Source organism: Paenibacillus sp. AGC31, assembly GCF_057334655.1.
On the sequence record NZ_JBHFJH010000026.1, the window covers coordinates 58,358 to 79,043 of the forward strand.

General features: G+C 46.5%; 16 protein-coding genes. 8 read left to right on the forward strand and 8 right to left on the reverse strand.

The features are described from left to right. Positions 1-154: 154 nt before the first annotated feature. Positions 155-2,335 carry a 1,3-beta-galactosyl-N-acetylhexosamine phosphorylase gene (gene gnpA, locus ACE04G_RS11425; RefSeq protein ID WP_449003596.1) on the reverse strand — a complete coding sequence of 727 codons (2,181 nt, stop codon included), beginning with the start codon at positions 2,333-2,335 and terminating at the stop codon, positions 155-157. A gap of 13 nt (positions 2,336-2,348) precedes the next feature. Further along, positions 2,349-3,368, reverse strand: a complete 1,020-nt coding sequence (locus ACE04G_RS11430) for a glycoside hydrolase family 88/105 protein (RefSeq protein WP_237178093.1) — start codon at positions 3,366-3,368, stop codon at positions 2,349-2,351. A 171-nt stretch (positions 3,369-3,539) separates the two neighbouring features. Here ACE04G_RS11430 and ACE04G_RS11435 point away from each other — a divergent pair, with 171 nt between their 5' ends. The 3 genes from ACE04G_RS11435 (at position 3,540) to ACE04G_RS11445 (ending at position 8,854) form a co-directional block, all read left to right on the forward strand. After that, on the forward strand, positions 3,540-4,487 hold the full coding sequence (locus ACE04G_RS11435; RefSeq protein WP_449003597.1) for a helix-turn-helix domain-containing protein: 948 nt from the start codon (positions 3,540-3,542) through the stop codon (positions 4,485-4,487). Between the two features lie 120 nt (positions 4,488-4,607). Then, positions 4,608-7,739, forward strand: coding sequence for an ATP-binding protein (locus ACE04G_RS11440; protein WP_449003598.1), 3,132 nt, complete (start codon positions 4,608-4,610; stop codon positions 7,737-7,739). Next, positions 7,736-8,854, forward strand: coding sequence for a response regulator (locus ACE04G_RS11445; RefSeq protein ID WP_449003599.1), 1,119 nt, complete (start codon positions 7,736-7,738; stop codon positions 8,852-8,854). The genes ACE04G_RS11440 and ACE04G_RS11445 overlap by 4 nt, the downstream gene beginning before the upstream one ends. A gap of 171 nt (positions 8,855-9,025) precedes the next feature. Here ACE04G_RS11445 and ACE04G_RS11450 read toward each other — a convergent pair whose 3' ends face one another. Then, positions 9,026-10,207 carry a DUF4317 domain-containing protein gene (locus tag ACE04G_RS11450; RefSeq protein WP_036668338.1) on the reverse strand — a complete coding sequence of 394 codons (1,182 nt, stop codon included), beginning with the start codon at positions 10,205-10,207 and terminating at the stop codon, positions 9,026-9,028. A gap of 222 nt (positions 10,208-10,429) precedes the next feature. Continuing rightward, entirely contained in the window at positions 10,430-11,137 is a 708-nt protein-coding gene (locus ACE04G_RS11455; RefSeq protein ID WP_449003600.1) for a DNA alkylation repair protein, read from the reverse strand. A 516-nt stretch (positions 11,138-11,653) separates the two neighbouring features. On the opposite strand from ACE04G_RS11455, the gene ACE04G_RS11460 reads away from it, so the two are divergent. Continuing rightward, on the forward strand, positions 11,654-12,817 hold the full coding sequence (locus tag ACE04G_RS11460; protein WP_449003601.1) for a glycoside hydrolase family 27 protein: 1,164 nt from the start codon (positions 11,654-11,656) through the stop codon (positions 12,815-12,817). Beyond that, complete coding sequence (locus ACE04G_RS11465) at positions 12,818-13,021, forward strand: hypothetical protein (RefSeq protein WP_074093540.1); 204 nt, start codon at positions 12,818-12,820, stop codon at positions 13,019-13,021. 2 nt (positions 13,022-13,023) lie between these two features. Here ACE04G_RS11465 and ACE04G_RS11470 read toward each other — a convergent pair whose 3' ends face one another. After that, a complete protein-coding gene (locus ACE04G_RS11470; RefSeq protein WP_449003602.1) occupies positions 13,024-13,833 on the reverse strand; it encodes an AraC family transcriptional regulator in 810 nt (269 codons plus the stop codon). An 81-nt stretch (positions 13,834-13,914) separates the two neighbouring features. Here ACE04G_RS11470 and ACE04G_RS11475 point away from each other — a divergent pair, with 81 nt between their 5' ends. Then, the gene (locus ACE04G_RS11475) at positions 13,915-15,450 is read left to right on the forward strand and encodes a carboxylesterase/lipase family protein (protein WP_449003603.1); all 1,536 of its coding nucleotides are present in this window, start codon (positions 13,915-13,917) and stop codon (positions 15,448-15,450) included. A gap of 196 nt (positions 15,451-15,646) precedes the next feature. Here the strand turns inward: ACE04G_RS11475 and ACE04G_RS11480 are convergent, their stop codons facing one another. Continuing rightward, a complete protein-coding gene (locus ACE04G_RS11480) occupies positions 15,647-16,990 on the reverse strand; it encodes a sensor histidine kinase (RefSeq protein WP_449003604.1) in 1,344 nt (447 codons plus the stop codon). Then, entirely contained in the window at positions 16,983-17,675 is a 693-nt protein-coding gene (locus ACE04G_RS11485) for a response regulator transcription factor (RefSeq protein ID WP_076253798.1), read from the reverse strand. The genes ACE04G_RS11480 and ACE04G_RS11485 overlap by 8 nt, the downstream gene beginning before the upstream one ends. A gap of 159 nt (positions 17,676-17,834) precedes the next feature. On the opposite strand from ACE04G_RS11485, the gene ACE04G_RS11490 reads away from it, so the two are divergent. After that, entirely contained in the window at positions 17,835-18,596 is a 762-nt protein-coding gene (locus tag ACE04G_RS11490; RefSeq protein WP_449003605.1) for a TVP38/TMEM64 family protein, read from the forward strand. Between the two features lie 44 nt (positions 18,597-18,640). After that, the gene (locus ACE04G_RS11495; protein ID WP_221818744.1) at positions 18,641-19,219 is read left to right on the forward strand and encodes a GNAT family N-acetyltransferase; all 579 of its coding nucleotides are present in this window, start codon (positions 18,641-18,643) and stop codon (positions 19,217-19,219) included. Positions 19,220-19,417: 198 nt separating this feature from the next. Here the strand turns inward: ACE04G_RS11495 and ACE04G_RS11500 are convergent, their stop codons facing one another. Continuing rightward, a complete protein-coding gene (locus tag ACE04G_RS11500; protein ID WP_076253801.1) occupies positions 19,418-20,584 on the reverse strand; it encodes a cobalamin-independent methionine synthase II family protein in 1,167 nt (388 codons plus the stop codon). Positions 20,585-20,686: the final 102 nt, after the last annotated feature.

A 20,686-nucleotide genomic window follows, 5' to 3' on the forward strand; every position in this document is an offset into this window, starting at 1 on the left:
AGTTGAAAACAATAATATATTAGGGCTCATGATCCCTATCCTTATTTAAATATTCTACTAAATAGTGTTAACACTATACAGTAAGTTTCTTTTAAACTAATAACTAAAATAGACCGCTTCCTGGTTAAGGAATACGGTCTATTGAATCATTATTCTATGGGGATACCGATTTTGTTAAACCAATTTTGGTGATCACCGTATCATACGGGTCCAATTCCACGGTCTGTTTTCCATGCTCTGTATTGATCGTTGTGGACTGAACCTGATCGCTATTATTGATCACAACCAATATGTTGCTCTCAGGATAGTAAGCGCACTCGGTATACAAGTTATCCGTGATGTACTTTGTTTCATGGAATTCATTGCCCGCAAATCGAATCAAATTCAGAAGTAGTCTTGTATTTTCCCAGCTGAATTCGAAGGAAGGCAGATAGATCCCTTTTCCTTTTCCAAAAGCATGTGTGGACAGTGAGATCTGACCATCCGTTTCACTCACAACAGCTGCTGATCCATCAGTCAGATAAATGTTATTTTTCGGAAGTATGCTGGCCCCCTCAGGCAACAACCCATGCTCATCGTGAGTATCGTACGACCATTTTCCATGAACAACTCTGGCGCCTGTATCCTCATCCACCCCAAGCACATGAGCCATTCTGAAAAAGCTGTCGTACCCGTCCATTGCCGAAGGCTGGTTAATGCCAATAAAGGTACCACCCTCATGCACCCACTGGGTCAGAATGTCTACACATTGGTGGTCTTTCCAGTGCACTCCACCACTCCAGGCAGAACCAGCGGAACCGGCATTAATGACAACATCTACATCCTTCAATGCGCCCTGACGAATATCATCAAAATCAATAAACTGCACGTCAACAGGCACCCCGGCTAATGCCTCATTCACATGAATCAGATCATGCATATGCGTTTCATGAAAATGTCCGGACAAGGTCCACGATCTTAACTTGCCCCAGCTATGCAGAACGGCTACCTTTGTTTTGATCTGATATGGTTTTCCCTCTTGATGCAGCTCTTTCATTTCCCTGAATTCATGGGCGATCTTCTCGATATAATCCACAAAGTCCGGGTAAGGCTCCACCAGATGCAAATATCCACCTAGTCCAATCCGGTCGATCGACTCCCGCAGCAGTGCACGCCGGATATTAATCCAATATTTCTTCGCATCCAGGGTAGGGTCTCCGCCCTCCTTGAAGGTAGGAAGCCCACCTAAGCCGACTGGGAACAAGTAGGGATGCAAGCGAATCTCATGGGTATTAGCCTTAACGCCTGAGCACATTCTTGCCTCGTAACCGGAGAACACACATTTGATCATGCCGTCGAATCCAAACTCCTCAAAGCGATCATTGTACGGCTCCATGCCTACCCAGCTGTCATCATAGAAGACATACGCCAGCTTGTCATGCTTGTGGACAATATCAATCAACTTTTTACCGAATTCAATGACAAAATCATTGATAAATGCCATCCAATCCAGCTTTCGCTGATCCGCAGGCATGTGAGTGACCTGATATTTACCGCCATTTACAAAGTCCTCGGCGGAGAGTGAGTACCCATATTTTTGAGCAAACAGATCCAGCGCTCTCGAACTTACGGTAAAATCGTATGAACCCCAATCCGAGAACAGATGGCGATTCCGCTCATCACTGCCCCAGATCCAGGCGAAGTTATAAAATAGGGACGTAAAACGTACAACGGTTGTTTCCGGGTGGTTTTGGCACCACTTTTCCATCCAATCCTGCAGATAGGTTTGGGTGTCCGTATAGATCGGGTCAATCTGCATCAGATGCTCTTTGTCCCAATTATTCGTTGTATGATTGTACATGGAAATCTCTTCCCAGATCCGGTAAACCATGAAACTCACCGTGTATTTATGCCAAGGAGAAACGCCGGTAATGACAACATTGCCAGATTCCCTTTCATAATTCCACTGTCCTCTAGGTACCTGTTCCCCAGTCGTTCGGTCGTACACCTGCCAATATTTAAACGCTTCTTTGGAATCATTCACCCTGAATTGTTCAGCAAAGAAGTCCTCCATCAGATAGATGGATACATAATCTTGGACAGCGACCTTGGGATTGGTAATGAGAAAACATTGCTGCAGTTTATCCAGATTACGGGATGCCCACTCATTATGATCCCGAATAATGCAAATGGTTGAATAGATGCCGTATCCGGCATTGATAATCTCATCGGACAATTTTGTACCGTCACTGTCACGGATCACATCGGCACCCCAGCGGTTGGCAAGTTCAAGCGTCAGTGCTTCATAACCGGATTCTCCCGGTAGTGTAAAGGAGCCTTTGGTTAATTTGGACAATTGGGTTCCCTCCCTATCTCAACATATCGGACAGAAAAGCGAGTGCCAGGCCCTGACCCCAGCCCTGAATCCAGTCTTTTGGTATATTGCGATAGCCATCCCGATCCTTCATCACCGCCGTACCGCCAGATACACCAAGCACCCGTCCATCTTCGCTAATGTTGTTCAGGATGCCTTCCAATGCCTTTTGCACGTATTTGGTATGCAGTGGATTGCCATTATTGATCATGGCTGCTGCAATACCAGCGGAGGCTGACACCTCTTCATACGAATCTTCGTCATCCAGAACCGTACGCCACAAGCCATTCTCGGTCTGCACCAGCTTGAGAGCCGCCAATTGATCGCGAAGTGCACATTCTACATCCATACACTGCGGATACAAATACCAGTCGTTCAATTGCGGCTTCACCTGAGACATCGTATAGGCTCCCCAAGCATTCGCTCTGCCCCAGTAAAATCCGGACATGTGGTCCTTGTTGATATTGTTATAACCGTGATACCACAGACTGCTGCTCGGATCTTGCAGGTATTTGATATGCCAGTAATACTGATTCAGTGCATCCTGAATCATGGGTTCATCTTTTAATTTGCTACCTACGCGAAGCAGGAAAAATGCCGCCATAAACAAGGTGTCCGCCCAAGCCTGTTCCGGAAAATCATTGGAAACGGATACCGTATGCTGAAGCACATTGTCTCCAAAGCGAAGTGCATGATTCTGGAGATAATCAACCTTGCTGAGGACAATATCCCAATATTTCTGATCCCCGGTTTCTTCATATAAAGTGATGAGCACATGGCCCATGGCACATGTATTTACCGTCCAACTTGGCAGACCCAGCTCGATATATTCGTCTGCCCATTTCACCAGCCTGTCCAGAATCTCTTGGTTGCCTGTCGTTTGATAGGCTCTGGATACGCCATAATAAGCCACTCCACCGGGCCAATCCCATGTCAGATCCATATCCAGTGTTTTCTTGGTAACGTTCTCGATTACGTGTAGAATCTGTTCCCTGTCATATTTCACTTGAAGCATTGTTATTCCCCTCTCAGGGCGCACACGCCCCCAAGTGCGCCCTGAGAGGTGTCCGTCCATTTTTGTAAACGCTTTACTTATTCCATTGTACGCAGTAAAATAGTCTCATTCTAAGCATATTCATAACAAAACTGCGCAATTTCAATCATTTATACATAGGAGTCCTCGAAAATGCCCAAACCGAAGAAACCGGTCATTGAATATCGTCACTACAGCCTGCCCATTGATTTCCCCGTCCTGTTACTCAGTGGAGACCGCTGGAGAATATCCGATATCAAGAGTGAGCATCTTCATTTCCATAACCACATGGAGATTGGCATCTGTTATTCCGATGGAGGAATCATGGAGATTAAAGGAGAATCTGTGCCTTTTCGGGCAGGCGATGTCACGTTCATTCCCCGCTATCTTCCGCATACCACATACAGTTCGCCTAATAACGCCAGCCTGTGGGCCTATATCTTTTTTTCACCGGAAGAACTCTTCCGTCATTCGCTCAAAACAGCACAAACTCACATTGAACCGAATCTATGGGCGATTCAGGGAACCAATTGCATTCTGAATAAGGAACAGCATCCCAAAATTCATATGCTCGCAACTTCAATCGTTGAAGAAATGAAGCAGCAGTCCCCCTACTATCGGGAGAGCGCGTACGGCTTGTTGATGTCTCTATATATCGAACTGCTTCGCATTCATGCGAACAGCGAGCGCTTGTCATCTCAGGAACAGGAACGGGAAAGAGACCTCCAAGGTGACTTGGTCATCTCACCCGTGCTGGAGTTTATCACCAAAAACTATATGATGCCTGTGACCATCGATTACCTCGCTGAACTATGTCATCTGAGTACAACGCATTTTCGCCGCAAGTTCCATGAAATTATGGGAACCACGCCGCTCGATTTTCTGAACAGTACCCGGATTGAAGAGGCATGCAAGCGATTGAAAAGCACGGAGGCCTCCATTCTGTCCATCTCCGAGCAAGTTGGCTTCCGATCCATCTCCAGCTTTAACCGCTGCTTCGCCAAACTGATGGGAGAATCACCCAAAGCCTGGCGCAAAGGGGCTCATACAGAAGCACAGTCTGCAAAAGCGTCGATATTGGAATTTACAGGGTGGGTATGAAGGAATTTGTCGAAATGTGATTGCGCCCCCCAGAGATATTCGCTACAATGCCGATAGAATACAAGAGATTTTGTCCGAAGCTACCAAAGGATTGAACAATCTCTAAAGGAGCAGCATTTCGTGTTATTAAAAATTTCAGGCGTTGTCCTGACTGTTGTACTTGCCATTACCGTACTGCTGCTGTCAACGATCAGAGAACCACAATCTGCTGCGCTTCATGCCCGTCAAGGTGTTCTGGATCTCTCGGCCTGGAACCCTGAACAAGACGAGCGGATCAAGCTGGACGGGGAGTGGGAATTTTACTGGGAGCAATTGCTTCCTGACGAATCTGCAACATCGCATCAGGCTGGTCCAACGAAAGCACCCGACACTTATGCAACCGTTCCCGGCTCCTGGAATCGACTTAAAGTGGATGGTGAACGGCTGCCTACCCACGGATTCGCCACGTATCGACTAGTGCTGCGTAATGCACCTGTTGAAGGAACGCTGGCGATCAAAAAAATGAACATTCGTTTTGCCAGTGAAATCTACATCAATGGCAACAAGCTGCTGGAAGACGGGCATGCCGTGGCAAAATCCGCAGGTTACCGACCAGGCAACTCCCCCCAGATTGGCTTTTTCCCCTATCATGGCGGTGACATTGAGATTTTGATCCGGGTGGCTAATTATGATTACACGGACTCTGGCATTCCAGGTCCACTCTTTTTCGGCGAACAAGCAGCCATGCTGAAAAAACATCAATTCAACACAGCTATCGAATTCGGCACGCTTGCTGTACTGGGTACCATTTCGATCATATTCCTCATCAGTTACCTGGGGTCTGCACTCTACCGAAACAGGGACGATTCCCTGCTGCTGATTGGTCTAATCTGTCTGCTGTATGCACTCTATAACGGCATGATCAGCGAACGTGTGTTATCCATGGCGGGCACGGAAATTTCCTTTAGCACACTCTATAAATTAAAAGATTTCTGCTCTGTGGCATGTCTGGGTCTGTTAACCTTTTACTTCTACCGATTCAAAACAGGCATCCTGTCCGGTATGCTCACGGCGGTGATCCTGATCATCTTCGGAGCATACTTATGCATGGTCGCGTTCCTGCCTATTTCCATCTATGGGCTGGCTGCACCTTACGTCGTCGTTATGTACACGTTGATGCTGCTCTGGTTGCTGTATCAATGTGCAAAACAGTTCCTAACCAGTGAGAAGGGCGAACGGCTGTCTACTTTTCTGTGGTACGCAGCCCTCTTAAGCATCATGCTGTACTGTCTGGACATTAATCTCTTCTCGATCTCGCTCAAGGAAAACATGAATATCGGGCAGGCTTCCATTGTCCTGTTCAGCATCCTGATGCTGTTTCTGGCGGTGCTTCGGTTCTTTGAGGCCTATCGTACGGTCCGCACGCTCAAAGATCAGCTGCTCTTACTCGACAAAGTGAAGGATGACTTCCTGTCCAATACTTCGCATGAGCTCAAAACACCGCTGAACGCGATTGTTAACATCAGTGAAAGCCTACTTAAAGGCGCAGAAGGTCCCCTTACCGATGAGCAAGCGCACAATCTGGCGATCGTGACGGGAAGTGGCAGACGATTAACCTATCTGGTCGATGAATTGCTGGATTATTCGAAAATGAAACATGGCGACATCCCGCTCCACCGGTCTTCGACCGACCTGTACTCGTTTGTCGAATCGGTCATGCGTATGCACTCCTTCCTGCTTGGCGCGAAAAAGGTGGAGCTTATCAACCGCATCCCGGTGCATTTCCCGCCGATCCATGCAGACGGCAATCGACTGATTCAGATTTTGCATAATCTGATCGGCAATGCAGTTAAGTTCACGGAACGTGGCACGGTAAGTATCAAAGCTGCGATTGTGCAAGGCAAAGCGGAAATACGCATTGTGGATACCGGACGTGGTATCGGTACGGACAAGCTGGAGCATATCTTCCTGCCGTTCGAGCAGGAAGCAGACACGGGGCCAGTCGTTGCTGGAGGCACCGGTCTAGGACTGAGCATTACGCGCAAGCTGGTCGAGTTACATGGGGGAAGCATTCATGCGGAATCAGCACCCGGCATGGGTGCCACGTTCATCCTGACGTTCCCGCTGGCAGAGAAAAAAGGAGAGAAACGTTCCAACGTCATGCCGCTTACCATCGCTCCTACAGGTCCTGGTCATCGGCTACTCCGGTTCGAAGAACCAACGATTGTACAAGGGAATAAAGATGAATGGATCATCGTTGTGGATGACGACTCAGCTAATTTGCAGACGATTGTTAATCTCTTGAAGCTGGAAGGATACAGTTATGCGGTCACTTCAAGCTCCCCTTCCGTACTGGAGCTGCTGGACAAGCTACCTACTGTGCATCTCGTCATTGCTGATATCATGATGCCCGACATGTCAGGTTACGAATTGCTGGAACGGATCAGGGAGCGCTTCTCCCCTTCCGAGTTGCCTGTACTCATGCTGACGGCGAGCAATAAAGCTAATCAATTGAAGCTGGCCTTGGAGAAAGGCGCCAATGATTTTGTATCCAAGCCGTTCGAATCGGAGGAACTGCTGGCACGGATCGGCGGTTTGACTCGGATGAAAACATCCGTCCAAGCTGCGCGAGATGCGGAAATATCCTTTTTGCGGTCACAGATGAACCCACACTTTCTGTATAACGCCCTGAATGCCATTGCCGAATTGTGCGTGGATGCGCCGAATCGGGCAGAACAATTGATTTTGCAATTATCGAGTTACTTAAGACGCAGTGTGCACTTTAAACATCTGGACTCAAAAACCAGCTTGATGAACGAACTGGAGATGATCGAGGCATACGTAGCGATTGAGCAAGCCCGCTTTGGCTCAAGGTTGGAGGTCATTATCGACGTGGATGCGGACGTGAACCGGAACATGGACATTCCACCGCTCACGTTACAGCCCCTGATCGAAAATGCGATTCGGCATGGGCTGATGTCCAGCATTCGCGGTGGCCGGGTCATGTTATCTATCCGCAATCTGAATGATACGGAAACACGTTTCACCATCGAGGACAACGGAATCGGCATAACCAAGCAACGGATGGACGAAATTCGGCAATCCACAGACGGCAGTAAAGGTGTTGGCCTATGGAATATTTCCAGCCGGTTGAACCTGCTGTATGGCAGACACCTTCAGATGGAAAGTCTGGACGGCGAGGGAACGCGGATTACATTTGATCTTCCAAATCAACGTCTAAGCACAGATGGGAATGGGGGTTATGAATCATGATGAAAGTCATCATCGTGGATGATGAGGATTTGTCGCTGAAGCGACTGAATCGTATTTTGACAGAAAGCGGAGAAGTTGAGGTATCTCGTGCATTTCATGACCCGGAGGAAGCCTGTGAATATGCGGCAGAGAATAGCATCGATGCGGCATTTCTGGACATTACGATGCCTCGCATCTCGGGTATGCAACTCATTGGTGAATTGCGTAAACATCACCCTTCGCTTCCCATTGTGCTAGTGACCGGTTATGAGGAATATGCAGTGCAGGCTTTCGACAAAGAAGTGATCGATTACGTCATCAAGCCGGTCACGGCTGAGCGACTGAACCGCAGCATCAAGCGATTGCAGGAAAAGCTTCACAAGTCCGTGACAACACCTGAATTAGCGGTACCTGTACCCAAACTGAACGTTCGTCTGTTCGGTGAATTCACTGTGTTTGGCGGTGCCGGATCAGACAGTCCCATCAAGCTTAGAACGCCCAAGACGGAAGAGTTACTTGCATTCTTGCTGTATACCAAATCGACTACCCGCGATGCCTTGGCCGATACGTTGTGGAAGGACCTCAGTCCGCAGAAAGCCTGGACCAACATCAATTCCACACTGTACTATGTGCGACGTGCCATCGGTGATAACAGTGACGTGCCGATCATTCTCAAGGACAGAAACGGTATCCGTATCGACCGGGAAGCGATTAACTGTGATCTGTACGAGTTCGAGGCTTTGTTCCGGCAGATGCGTCAGGCATCGGCACATCGCCCCGAGCTCTTCGAGCGGATGGACACGTTGTATACGGGTGAACTTCTGAAAGGAAGGCATTATGAGTGGGCTTTCGCGTGGTCCAGACAGCTGGAACTGGATTTCATCATGACGATGGAAACTGCTGCCCACTATCATGCGAAGGCAGGCGAGCCGTTACGGGCGCTGTATTATTTTGAACGTATTCTCCAGATTGATTCGATTCGGGAAGATATTCATCGTGAGATCATCCTGTTGTATCTGTCGCTTGGACGAAGAACCGAAGCGCAGCGCCAGTATCTGGTACTGGAGGAATTGCTCCAAGAGGAGCTTGGCTCCAGTCCGGCAGCGGATATCAAACAACTGTTGCGACAATCATGAAACAGCAAAAAAGCCCATGCCTTGGCATACTGAACTGCTCCTATCGTAGTCTTCTAAGGTCTACTATGACAGGGAACAATTCAGTGTTGCTTTAGGCTTGGGCTTTTTGCAATAGATGGACGTTCATTCGTCCTTGCAGGATGATTTTACATCATCATTGTCTAGAATCAATTACTCATTTATAAGTTTTTCTGTATTAAGGGTAAAGCCTTCAATCACGACATCTTCGTCCACTTCAATCATGATGCAACGTCTGCCCTGATAATTCACCTGCTTCACATATCTCAGGTCTTGCGGGCTAACCGAAATCGTAGCAACCTTGGTCTCAATCTTAATAGACTTGGACGTAAACTTCGGCATAACACTTGTCGCTTTCATCTCATAGTTCTTGTTATCAACGATGGTTTCGAAGGCACGTTCTACTTTCTCCGTTGTCAGATCCTCTATACCGCTTGCGGTCAGTACACGTTCCAGATCTTTATAATCCAGCTTTGGAGGTTCTTCCTCATGGGACTCTTCGTTAATCTCGATGACTCGGTTGATCTCCTCGTATACATGTGCAATGGTGGCTGAATCGAGCTGTTCACCGGCCACTTCCTTGACGATATCTTCGAAGATCGCCCGTTCTTCCAGTGCGGTTACGGATCTTTCTCCATTCAATACATTTTCAACAAAATGTGGATCCGGGAAATTGGATTTCCCTGTACAATACAGTACACGATTCACATCGGAGTAGTTGTCCGTCACGCTAGGGTACAAGAATCCTTGCTCTGGCGTGCTTAATTTGATAATCGGATCGACAATGATGTTGTATTTGAATTCTCTCTCCACGTAATCAAACAAGAGTGTCTTCCGCTGTTTCTCCGTGGAATTCACACTGCACAGAATAAACGGATGGGCGAACACCTCATTCTTCTCGCTCTCTTCCGTAGCTTCGTTTCTAGCCTTGGTCGGCAGATAATACTGTCCACGCACGAACGTAGCTACCATATCTCGCTCAAACTTCGTGTCCACCAACATTCGATCCACGAGTAGCAACATCAGATCCTGCCATTCATCCGGATCACCTGTTACCAGAGCCTGGTGAAGCAATACCTGTGCCGGGTCCTCCGCCGCTTCCTGGAACTTCAATTCAAACAACTTCTGATCCAAATCACCTGTCAGCAATTTTTTGAAATTGCCCATGTACAGCTCCTGCTTCTCTCTGTCCACCAGTTCGAACGGGTGACGCTCCCAGTGATAGACCTCATTGGTTTCCTTCGTAATATACACGTTGAGAATATCGTAAATATTCAGTAGATCATGATCGAGTTTAAACTGCTTGCGTATATGCGCGACTTCTTTTTTATTCATATTGTATTTGGCAACTCCTTAGATATGTTTCTGGCTTTATTAGTATAAAGGATCGACAGAAAATTTGTTGACTAACTTGTAGCTTGACGGTTACTAGATTTCAGTTACCCAAGTATGTGATATTCATAACAACACAAAAAGGGAGACACTCTCTACGTTCATACGAGTACCTCCTGCATGTGTTACATCTCCTGATGTTCTAGTCTATTACAGTGATTCCCATTAACATCTTACATATTTACGCTTGAAGCCCGTCCGCCCTTTTTCCACTGCCTTTTGGATATTCTCAGAGGCATTCAGCAGCTTGCTCTTGGGCATGTCCTTGTTCACTTCGACAGGTCCCACAGCCTTGGCTGTCTCCACTGCCTGATCGTGCAACGGTTGATAGGATGTTGCAACGGTATACAGGAAGTTGTTCATCGAATATTTGGTTCGTTCCGGAGATTCGTGAATCGTCTTTTTCACCTGTTCCAGCATCTCCATCAGTTTATTCTCCGAAAACTCAGCATCCTTTCGACTGCCGAGCAACCAACAGTAACAGCTCCATCCTGCTGACATTTTCAGCTCATCTCCGCTCGCGATCCACTTATCCGAAACTTCTTGAGCAATATCCGTCTCCGCCAGCGTAACGGCAACGATGAAGTCAGAGATCATGTAAAAATAAGCAGCATCGATCCAACGGTCAAAATCTGCTTCCGTCATCGCTTGAGGATCGGCAATCACGCCAGCAAAGTACATCGCATCATAATTCCCCGTTGCATATAGTTGCTCTGCCAAAGGTTGATCCTTTTTGATCCGCTTCGCCATTGGTTTCATCGCCCCGGTTGCCACGCCAAATAATGGTTCATTCGCACCGTTGGAAATATAGATTTTTTTCGTTCGTTCTTTGCCCAGCGCCTCTAACTCCTGCATCACTTCATCTAGATTCATTTCGTGACACTCCCAATCCTATAAATTATATATCTGATCATATCAAACAGACACTTATGTTTAACGAAAAACCGATGGAAAATCGCACATTATCCAATTGGAACCCTTCTGGCATATGCATAATTGTTACGGCGGGATTACTACCTTACGTATGAGGGGTTCCCCACTGGAGTATTTTTCCTAAAAAACTGAATGCTATTCAAATTTCCCTGTTGCTCTGACAACCTGTTCGAGCATTATCATCGATCATAACATCTATACCCTTGTTTCGCACAGACCCCTGAAAAGATAGATATAACTTCTTCGCAGACGGACTTTTTTCCTTTCTTATGCTTCTACCGGCAACTTCTGAATACCTGCCGAGAGCCTGATTGGAAAGAGCTGATTCCCCCAGCACAAGCAGAGCAACATATGTCCATGTCCAAGCAACGTTAACCTATGGCAGGATACGTCACTCATCGTTTATGTTCAGTTTAGTGTTGTTAACAAAACCGAGATGAGGAAGGATGCGAGAGCATGAGCAACAATCAAGTGTTAGGCTTTGCCCCTGCCCTGGGCTGGAATTCGTGGAATACCTTTACGTGGGATATTAACGAACAATTAATTCGGGATGTCGCTGATGTGTTTGTATCGGAAGGTTATCTGGCCGCTGGTTACGAGTATATTGTCATTGATGATTGCTGGAGCCTGAAGGAACGGGATGCGAGCGGTAATCTGGTGGCTGACCCGGATAAATTCCCAAGTGGAATGAGAGCGCTTTCCGATTATATCCATAGCAAAGGACTAAAATTCGGAATGTATTCATGCGTGGGTACACATACATGTGCCGGGTATCCAGGCAGCTTCGAGCATGAATTCCAGGATGCTGCCCTTTTTGCCGAATGGGGCGTTGATTATTTGAAGTATGATTACTGCTTCAAGCCGCGCCATATCTCAGGAGAGCTGCTGTACAAACGGATGAGCCTTGCGCTCAAAAACTGCGGACGCGATATCCTGTTCTCCGCCTGCAACTGGGGAGCCGACGATGTATACGATTGGATTCGGGAATCGGGCGCTCATATGTACCGCTCCACTGGCGATATCCGTGACAATTGGGATTCAGTGAAGGAACTTGCCCTGTCTCAATTGGGAAAACAAAGCTACACTGGCTCCTTCTGCCATAACGATATGGATATGCTGATTGTTGGTATGTACGGTGGAAGCAATAATGATTATATTGGCAGCATCGGCGGATGCAACGACGTCGAATATAAAACCCACTTCTCACTCTGGTCCATGATGGGTTCACCGCTAATGATTGGATGTGACGTGCGTAAGGCTAACCAGGTTACAAAGGATATTCTCCTGAATCCTGACCTAATCGCTATCAATCAGGATGTAGAAGCACGCGGAGCTTACCGCATTAAACCAGAACCACAATGGTTTCATACAGACGATGTATTTATGCTGGTGAAGGTACTCACAGATGGTGACCTGGCTATTGGTTTCTTCAACCTGAGCGACAGCCAGCGGGAATTGTCTTTGCAATTTTGGGATATGGGTCTGCCTTACGCTGCCGGTTATGCGCTGTCCCTGTATGACTGCTGGGAACATAAAGAGCTTGGCGTATTCCGCGAACGCTTCGCTCCCGTTGTCGCAGCACATGATTGTTTAATTGTGCGTGCCAAACTGGTGAAATAAATGGCCCAACATCGCCTGTGCACCTCCTGTCAGGTTCCGCTCTCTTCAGACGATGTGGGCATCTACCTCAAATTGATCTCGCGCTCTGCCCAGCAATTTCTGTGCATCGATTGTATAGGAGTGAAGCTGAACTGTGGACGTGAGCCTATTGAGAAGCTGATCCGTTATTTCCGAGAGTCCGGGAACTGCGCCCTGTTCCGTTAACGTTATGCCTTGGTCCGGTGCAGCGTCATGTACGCGGTTGGCGTGTGTGAAGTTGCTTTCTTGAATACTTTGGAAAAATATAACGGGTCATTGTAGCCGACAGAATAGGCTACCGATTGGATCGGCAGGCCCGACGTCTTCAGCAGTTCACAGGCGCGCCCGATACGGCAGGATGTAATATACTCCAAAACAGACTTGCCGGTTGCTGCCTTAAACAGACGAAACAAATAACTGCGCTCCAGATTAACTGCTTTTACAATCTCCGTGACAGTCAATGTCGGCTTCCAGTAGTTCTGCTCGATGTACTTTCTTGCCAGCCAGACATAATCCTTGGCTTCTACCTGCGGCTCCTTCGGATAATATTCCATATAGTAGGAGAGCAACAGACGCAAACGCGCATCCGCCCGCAGTAATTCATAGGAAGATGCACCCGCGTTCCAGGCAAGGTGGAAAAAAGGCTGCAATGTCTCCGGCGATACCGTCACCACGGGTTGTACCTCTGAGAGCTGTGTCAGCCCCAGCAACCGCCCGGCATCCTCACCGCTAAATTCCACCCAGACGTACTCCCATGGATCTTGCGGGTCTGGATAATAGTAAATCTCCTTTTGCGGAAATATGATAAAGCTTTCCCCCGTAACGAGCCGAAAAACGCGGCCGCCCGTCTCCAGCGTCCCTTGGCCGCGGATAATATAGTGCAGCGCATAAACGTCACGCACGCCTGGCCCCCACTGGTGAGGGTTAGCTGGCTTGTGACCACCGCTGATAAAATACAAATTACTGGCCCTACTGCTCTCATGCCAAATCGGATTCAACCTTGATTCCCCCTTTCTAATGCCACGTTGATCAGATGTCCGGTAACGCTTACACGCTAAATCCAGAGAGGAGAATGTTGTATGCTTAGAATGGTTACGGTAGAACATGGACAAGTGCAAGGACTGCCCGCGGCGGACCCGCGGATTACCAGCTTCAAGGGAATTCCTTTTGCCGCACCTCCTGTAGGTGAGAACCGCTGGCGCGCTCCGCAGCCGCAGTCGAACTGGGAAGGTGTACTGCAAGCTTTTGATTTTGCCCCCATCTCCATGCAAGCCCCAACAGTCATCGATGATAACAATATCTATACCCGCGAATGGGCCGTTGATCCCGACCTGCCCATGGACGAGGATTGTCTGTATCTGAATGTCTGGACACCCGCCAAGCGTATGGACGAGAAGTTGCCTGTTTTTGTCTGGTATTTTGGCGGGGGCCTGCAAGTCGGCCATACGGCCGAAATGGAATTTGATGGCGAGCGAATCGCTCGTAGAGGTATTGTCGTTGTGACGATTAATTATCGACTGAATGCCTTTGGCTTCCTGTGCCATCCTGAGATTAGTGCCGAATCCCCACATGCACCCGCCAACTTTGGTCATCTCGATCAGCAAGCAGGTACCCAGTGGGTCAAACGCAACATTGCCGCCTTTGGCGGTGATCCAGACCAGATCACTATCGGCGGACAGTCGGCAGGCGGAGGAAGTGTACTCAGCCAGATGGCCTCTCCGCAAAATAAAGGCTTGTTCCAACGAGCCGTCATCATGAGCGGTATAGCTACCGAGTTGTACCCGAAGGTCCGCGTGCCTTCTGTCCGTTCCACACTAAGGGGTGCAGAGCAAGCAGGGGTTGAATTTTTCGGCTTCCTGGGCGTATCTTCCCTGGCTGAGGCGAGACAACTGGATGCTGAATATCTCCGTGACAAAGCACTCGAATACAAAAGCTTCTGGGGAACCGTCATCGACGAACAATTCTGCGCAGGCGATCCGTTTACTCGTTTTGTTCAGCAGGAGCGCGAGGCGATACCCGTAATGCTGGGGCATACGTCTTCCGAATTTTGGACCCGTCCCGCCGCAGCCAATCTGGAAGAACTGAAGCAGATGGCTGTGGAGTTGTTTGGCGAGGATGCTCCTGCCTTTTTACAGCTATGTGAGGCTGATTCCGGTCAAATCGAACATGCTCTGCAACAAGCATCGGTCCGCATGATCCAACATGCCATTCTGCTCGCCATCCGCGCGAACAGCGGTCATCCGTCTGACACGCCTCTCTACTATTATAACTTCGACGCCGAGATTCCGGGCTGGGATCAGCCAGGTACTTTTCACTCCGTTGATCTGTGGTTTTTCTTCGAAACACTTGCCAAATGCTGGCGGCCTTTCACAGGCAAGCATTATGATCTGGCTCGCCAGATGTGTAATTACTTATCCAATTTTATTGCTACAGGTGATCCAAACGGCTCGGACTCCACCGGAAAGCTGATGCCTTATTGGACTCCTTGTACTACGGAACAGCCGTATCTCATGGAATTTGGCGATCAGGCTCAATTACAGAAGGCTGAGCCCGGACCGATGCTTGCATTTCTAATTGAACAATATTTCAAGAAACAGAATCCACCTGTTGTTTAAAACATGAGGTTTGCCCTCTCGCGATATATGTAAGAGCCATGCTGTCGCATGGCTCTTTTTGTATAGTGTGAATGGTAGAGCGATGTTCTTTCGCCTATGCCTATCTAGCAAGCTTCTCCACTACAGCAGTCTAAGGTAACAAAATTAGACAGCAAGATGGATTCCACGAACACTCAGCATCATTTCAAGAGATCCGTTATATATGAGTCTGTGTTGGTTTGTTGATGATGACAGGTAGCATAATCTGTAGTGAAAAGATATCCTTTTCCTCCGACACCGTCAACGTCCCGTTATGCTGCTGGATCATTTTCTGACAACTAACGAGTCCAATTTCGTTGCTATCTTTCTTTTTGCCAACATGTTTAATCTTATTCTCCACCGCAAGAATGACCCATTGTTGCTTCAAAGAAACCTGGATATGAACGGGATGCCCTGGATCGGCGTATTTTCGAATATTTGAAAATACGTTATCCATTACGCGACGCATAGCAACCAGATTGATTTCCAGCAAAAACTCCTCATGATGTGCATCTGTCTGAACCTGCACGTCTATATCGTCCAAAACCACTAATTGCTCATCTATGAGTTGATCGATAAGCGCTCTGCCCTCATACATTTCAAATTCTACTTCCTCTTCTTCAGCGGCGGAGGATACCGTAAAATATTCGAATAGTTTGTCCGACAGCACTTTGATCTGATAGGCCTTCTCCCGGCTATTATGAATATACTGCAACAGATCCTCATGTGTCTTATATTTGTTGAGCTCTATGATATCCATATATCCTAATAGAATCGTGAGTGGCGTTCGCAAATCATGGGAAATCGCCGTGATCAATTCACGGTTGGCCATCCTGACCCTCTCCTCGCTGCCCAGCCGTTCCACAAATGATTTCCTCATCTCATCAATACTCTGGGCCAGAGATGACAGTTCATCCTTTCCCGATATCGTAATCGAATAATCCAAATTTCCACCTTCGAGTATTTTGATCTCTTGTTCAAGCACGCCAATATAAGATGTTTTCTTATTAATCATCAGTAGAAAGGAAACAATGAACACAATGGCCGCTATGAAAACACCAATAATCAGAATGAGGTTGTAATATTGATACTCATAAAAGCTAACCAAGTATATCTGGGCATCCTGATCCGCAAAATGGATGGTGGTGATAGGTATTTTTGATGGCACGAATTGAGTTAACAACTCTTCATTAATGGCAGGATCAATCTCCGTGTTGGAGGAAAATATCAATTTGTCTTTTGCAAAAATATACAGATTTAAGTAGCGCTCATGTCTTATCCAAGCAGACAATTGCTCATGATCACGGGTTGACACGTTCTGGTTATCCACAAATGCTTCGAATCGATCGAGCGCATCTTGCTGCCTGTTCTCTACAAAAGTGGATTTGCTTAAATAACTATCCAATACAGTCTCGCCAACAACTTGTAAAATAACGAGTGCACTTATGGAAATGACCAAAGAAATGATAACCGCCAGAACCAGTTTAATCTTCAGCTTTTTTCCGATTAATAATCTATTCAATTTTGTACCCCTTCCCCCAAACGGTCTTCACATATTTAGGGTTCTGCGGGTCATCCTCCAGTTTGCCTCTCAAGTTACGAATATGAACCATCACTGTGTTATTACACGTATAAAAATAGGGTTGCCCCCAAACACTCTCATATATATTTTCTGCCGAAAACACCTTTCGTCGCTTCTTAGCCAACAGCAGCAAAATCTGGTATTCAATTTCAGTTAGAGCAATCTCCTTCTCTCCAACAAACACGGTTTTTGAATCCTGATGGACGGTAAGATCCTTAACGATAATCTGGTCCTGTTCTTCGGTCTTCTCCTTGCCCCGATAAACATAATACCTCCGCAGTAAGGCCTTCACCCGCGAAACAAGTTCTGTATAGGAAAAGGGTTTGGACAAAAAGTCATCACTGCCTGAGGAAAAGGCCAATTGTTTGTCAGAGTCCTGAGTTTTCGCTGTGAGAAACAGGATCGGTGCGCTTGTTTTTTCACGAATCTCCAGACACGCCTTCAGCCCCGATTTATTGGGCATCATCATATCCAAAATAATGAGATCCGTCTCTTCGTTCACTTTATCAATCGCATCTTGACCATCTATCGCTTCAATCACTTCATAATTCTCACTCTCTAACAAAATCCTTACAATTTCACGAATTTCACTGTTATCATCAGCAATTAGAATTTTCTTGCTCATCTGATCCCTCCGTCTAATTTCAGTATAATATGCGCTATTAGCGACTACCAGCAAATACAATCGACTTAAGAATTCTTCAGAAGTTATGTAGGTATCTCTTAATAATTTCGTCTTATACTGTAAATATGTAGAAGTTATTACACAAAGGGGTCGTCAGGAATGCCACAAACTTCGAAAAAAGTAATGATTAACATATTGTTGGGTCTGTTCATCATGTTGTCCATTGGTCTACTGGTGTATTATTCTCCTGCCATTATTAGAATCATGTCTTCCATGGACAACTTCAGAGCGTATATTCACTCAACAGGCCATTGGGGTCCGGTCATGTTTATTTTATTCCAGATTCTTCAGATCGTGGTTGCACCTATTCCAGGAGAAGTGGTACAGGTCGCAGGCGGTTATATCTACGGGGTTACAATTGGGTCTTTGTATACTACAATAGGCTTGATTATAGGCTCAGCGATCGCCTTCTATTTCACCCGTTATATCGGTCGCACCTATATTTCACGACTAATAAAAAAGAAAAATAATAAGTGGATGTCGTTAATTCATGATGAGAAGAAGTTCTCCGCATTTTTATTCATCTTTTTCGTAATTCCTGGCTTACCCAAAGACATGCTTGTATTTGTCGCCGCACTTACATCGATTAGTTCGTTTAGGTTCTTCACGATCCTTATCGTCGGTCGTCTGCCATGGATCATCGCATCTACCGTTATAGGGTCCACGATTCATATGCAACAATACACAATCGCCATTATTATTTCTGTTATCGCTGTAATCGGGTTTGTACTCGGTTATATCTATAGGGAGAAATTGGTGGGATTGTTCTCCCGGTCAGACAGTACCAAAGCCAAACCCAAGGTTATACCCAGTTATAGTACTAATAGGGAGTCTCGTAAAATAAAAAGAGATACAACATGATCATAGCCAATCTATTGATATGAAAACCGGAGGTATATCATCTTATGCAAACACTTGAAACCAATCGATTAAGCCTGCGAAATTTCACCGTAACGGACGCAGCCGGACTGTTGGAATACACGGCAAATCCCAGAGTGAATTGTTTTATGGATCAAAGAATTTCCACATTGGAAGACGCGGCGGCAGCAGTCGCAAAAAGAAGCAGTGACGATTCCCACATCGCGGTCTGCCTGAAAGACAGTAACGAGTTGATCGGTGAGCTGTTTGGTATGAGGGAAGATCGGGATTCCGATACGGATAAGGATTCGAATTCAGATACGTACAGTATTGGTTGGAATTTTAATGGCAGATATGAAGGGAACGGGTACGCCAGTGAGAGCGCCAATGCTTTCATTGAGCACCTCTTTATGGAACAGGGAATAAGAAGATTGTACGCCTATGTCGAGGATGATAACTTCCGTTCTCAGAAACTGTGTGAGAAGCTGGGCATGCGCCGGGAAGGTCTTTTTTTGGAGTTCATTTCATTTGTCAAAAATGAGGACGGCACACCGAAATACGAGAATACGTATCAGTATGCTTTGTTGAAAAAGGAATGGCTGGCACAGCGTGAATCACAGAAATAAAGAATGACATACCTATGCCTCATCATTAGTTTAAAAAAGTTATAGAAATGAGAACGTACCCATGTGTACGTTCCACAACAAAAATGGCGGCTTCTCCCTGGATAGATTCCAGAGGAAAAGTCGCCGTTTCATTATCGCTCAGAACACCTATTGTTCGAGCAATGTGTTTATAAGGTCACAATACATTCAGCTTAAATCCTAGACGGTACTGCCCCAATATTGCTTTGCAATCTTCTGCCCCTGATCAATCTTCGCCCATTGCTGAGCTTCGCTTAATTCGTTACCACCATCGCAGGATGCAAATCCGCATTGGTGAGACAACAGCAGCCGATCCTTATCGATGATTTTGGAAGCTTCGTCCAGCAAACGGACAACGCGCGCTTCATCATCGAGTGTACTCGTTTTGGATGACAACAGACCCAGTACAATTTCCGTTTCAGGTCTGTCCTTGAACACTTCCAGAGCTTCAATTGAACCCGCACGATCATCATCCCACTCCAGGAAGAAACGGTCATACTTCAATTGCTTCAGGAACAGATTCGCAATTTTGGCATACGATCCACCACCCATGTTGCGGGAATCATAATTGCCGCGGCAGTTATGTGTCCACATTTTCAAGCCAAGGCTATGACCAAAGTCAATCACGGTATTATTAATATCAATGAATTCGGTAGCAAGTCCCTTTACTTCATCTTGATTAATATTTTCCCCTGTAAAAGGAGAGTTCGGGTTGTCGTCTGCAAACAGTTCCCACAAGCAATCATCGAATTGCAAAATTTTACCGCCCACTGCAGCGAATTCCTCCACGAATTCCTTATACGCGATCACAAGACCCTCTTTTAGTTCCTGTATGTTTTGATATACAGCATCCGTTCCACCAATGTTATCCGACCAGGAAAGCTCACCGAAAATATGGGAAGGAGACGGTACGCAAAGTTTCGTTTGTTGCTCGCCAGCCGTGTCTTGCAGTTGTTGGAACAATTGAATGAAATGATGGTTCTTTCCACTCAATTTATCAGTGATGCGCAGTCCAATATCTTTGCGTGTTTCATACTTCGAAGTTCCGTCCACATCTCTGAAAAAATAGCCATGATCCGCGATGTAACGCTTCACTCCGCCAAATCCCCATACAAAGTCCAGATGCCACATCGATTTGGAAAATTCGCCATCGGTAACCACGGACAAGTTATGTTCGATTTCCTTAGCGACAACTTGTTTGATTGCCTCTGTCTCACACTTCTCATATCCTTCGTAGTTTTCATAGAACGGATATTGGATATCATCATTATGTTCAATTTGCGTTTTATATTTCAGCAGCTCATCCGGCCGCAATAAACTTCCTACGATCTGGAACTTATCAGTCATGTAAAAAACCCCCTCGTTGTATACAATGATCATATCATGCTGAGAGCAGTTAGAAGGGATACTTAAAAACCATAACTGGTTATAGTTAAAAGCTATATCCAC

Coding starts and splice junctions, on each gene's coding strand:
- ACE04G_RS11490 (WP_449003605.1), top strand. CDS start 17,835: ATGCCACAAACTTCGAAAAAAGTAATGATTAACATATTGTTGGGTCTG.
- ACE04G_RS11500 (WP_076253801.1), bottom strand. CDS start 20,584: ATGACTGATAAGTTCCAGATCGTAGGAAGTTTATTGCGGCCGGATGAG.
- ACE04G_RS11445 (WP_449003599.1), top strand. CDS start 7,736: ATGATGAAAGTCATCATCGTGGATGATGAGGATTTGTCGCTGAAGCGA.
- ACE04G_RS11465 (WP_074093540.1), top strand. CDS start 12,818: ATGGCCCAACATCGCCTGTGCACCTCCTGTCAGGTTCCGCTCTCTTCA.
- ACE04G_RS11455 (WP_449003600.1), bottom strand. CDS start 11,137: ATGAATCTAGATGAAGTGATGCAGGAGTTAGAGGCGCTGGGCAAAGAA.
- ACE04G_RS11450 (WP_036668338.1), bottom strand. CDS start 10,207: ATGAATAAAAAAGAAGTCGCGCATATACGCAAGCAGTTTAAACTCGAT.
- ACE04G_RS11485 (WP_076253798.1), bottom strand. CDS start 17,675: ATGAGCAAGAAAATTCTAATTGCTGATGATAACAGTGAAATTCGTGAA.
- ACE04G_RS11495 (WP_221818744.1), top strand. CDS start 18,641: ATGCAAACACTTGAAACCAATCGATTAAGCCTGCGAAATTTCACCGTA.
- ACE04G_RS11475 (WP_449003603.1), top strand. CDS start 13,915: ATGCTTAGAATGGTTACGGTAGAACATGGACAAGTGCAAGGACTGCCC.
- ACE04G_RS11430 (WP_237178093.1), bottom strand. CDS start 3,368: ATGCTTCAAGTGAAATATGACAGGGAACAGATTCTACACGTAATCGAG.
- ACE04G_RS11435 (WP_449003597.1), top strand. CDS start 3,540: ATGCCCAAACCGAAGAAACCGGTCATTGAATATCGTCACTACAGCCTG.
- ACE04G_RS11460 (WP_449003601.1), top strand. CDS start 11,654: ATGAGCAACAATCAAGTGTTAGGCTTTGCCCCTGCCCTGGGCTGGAAT.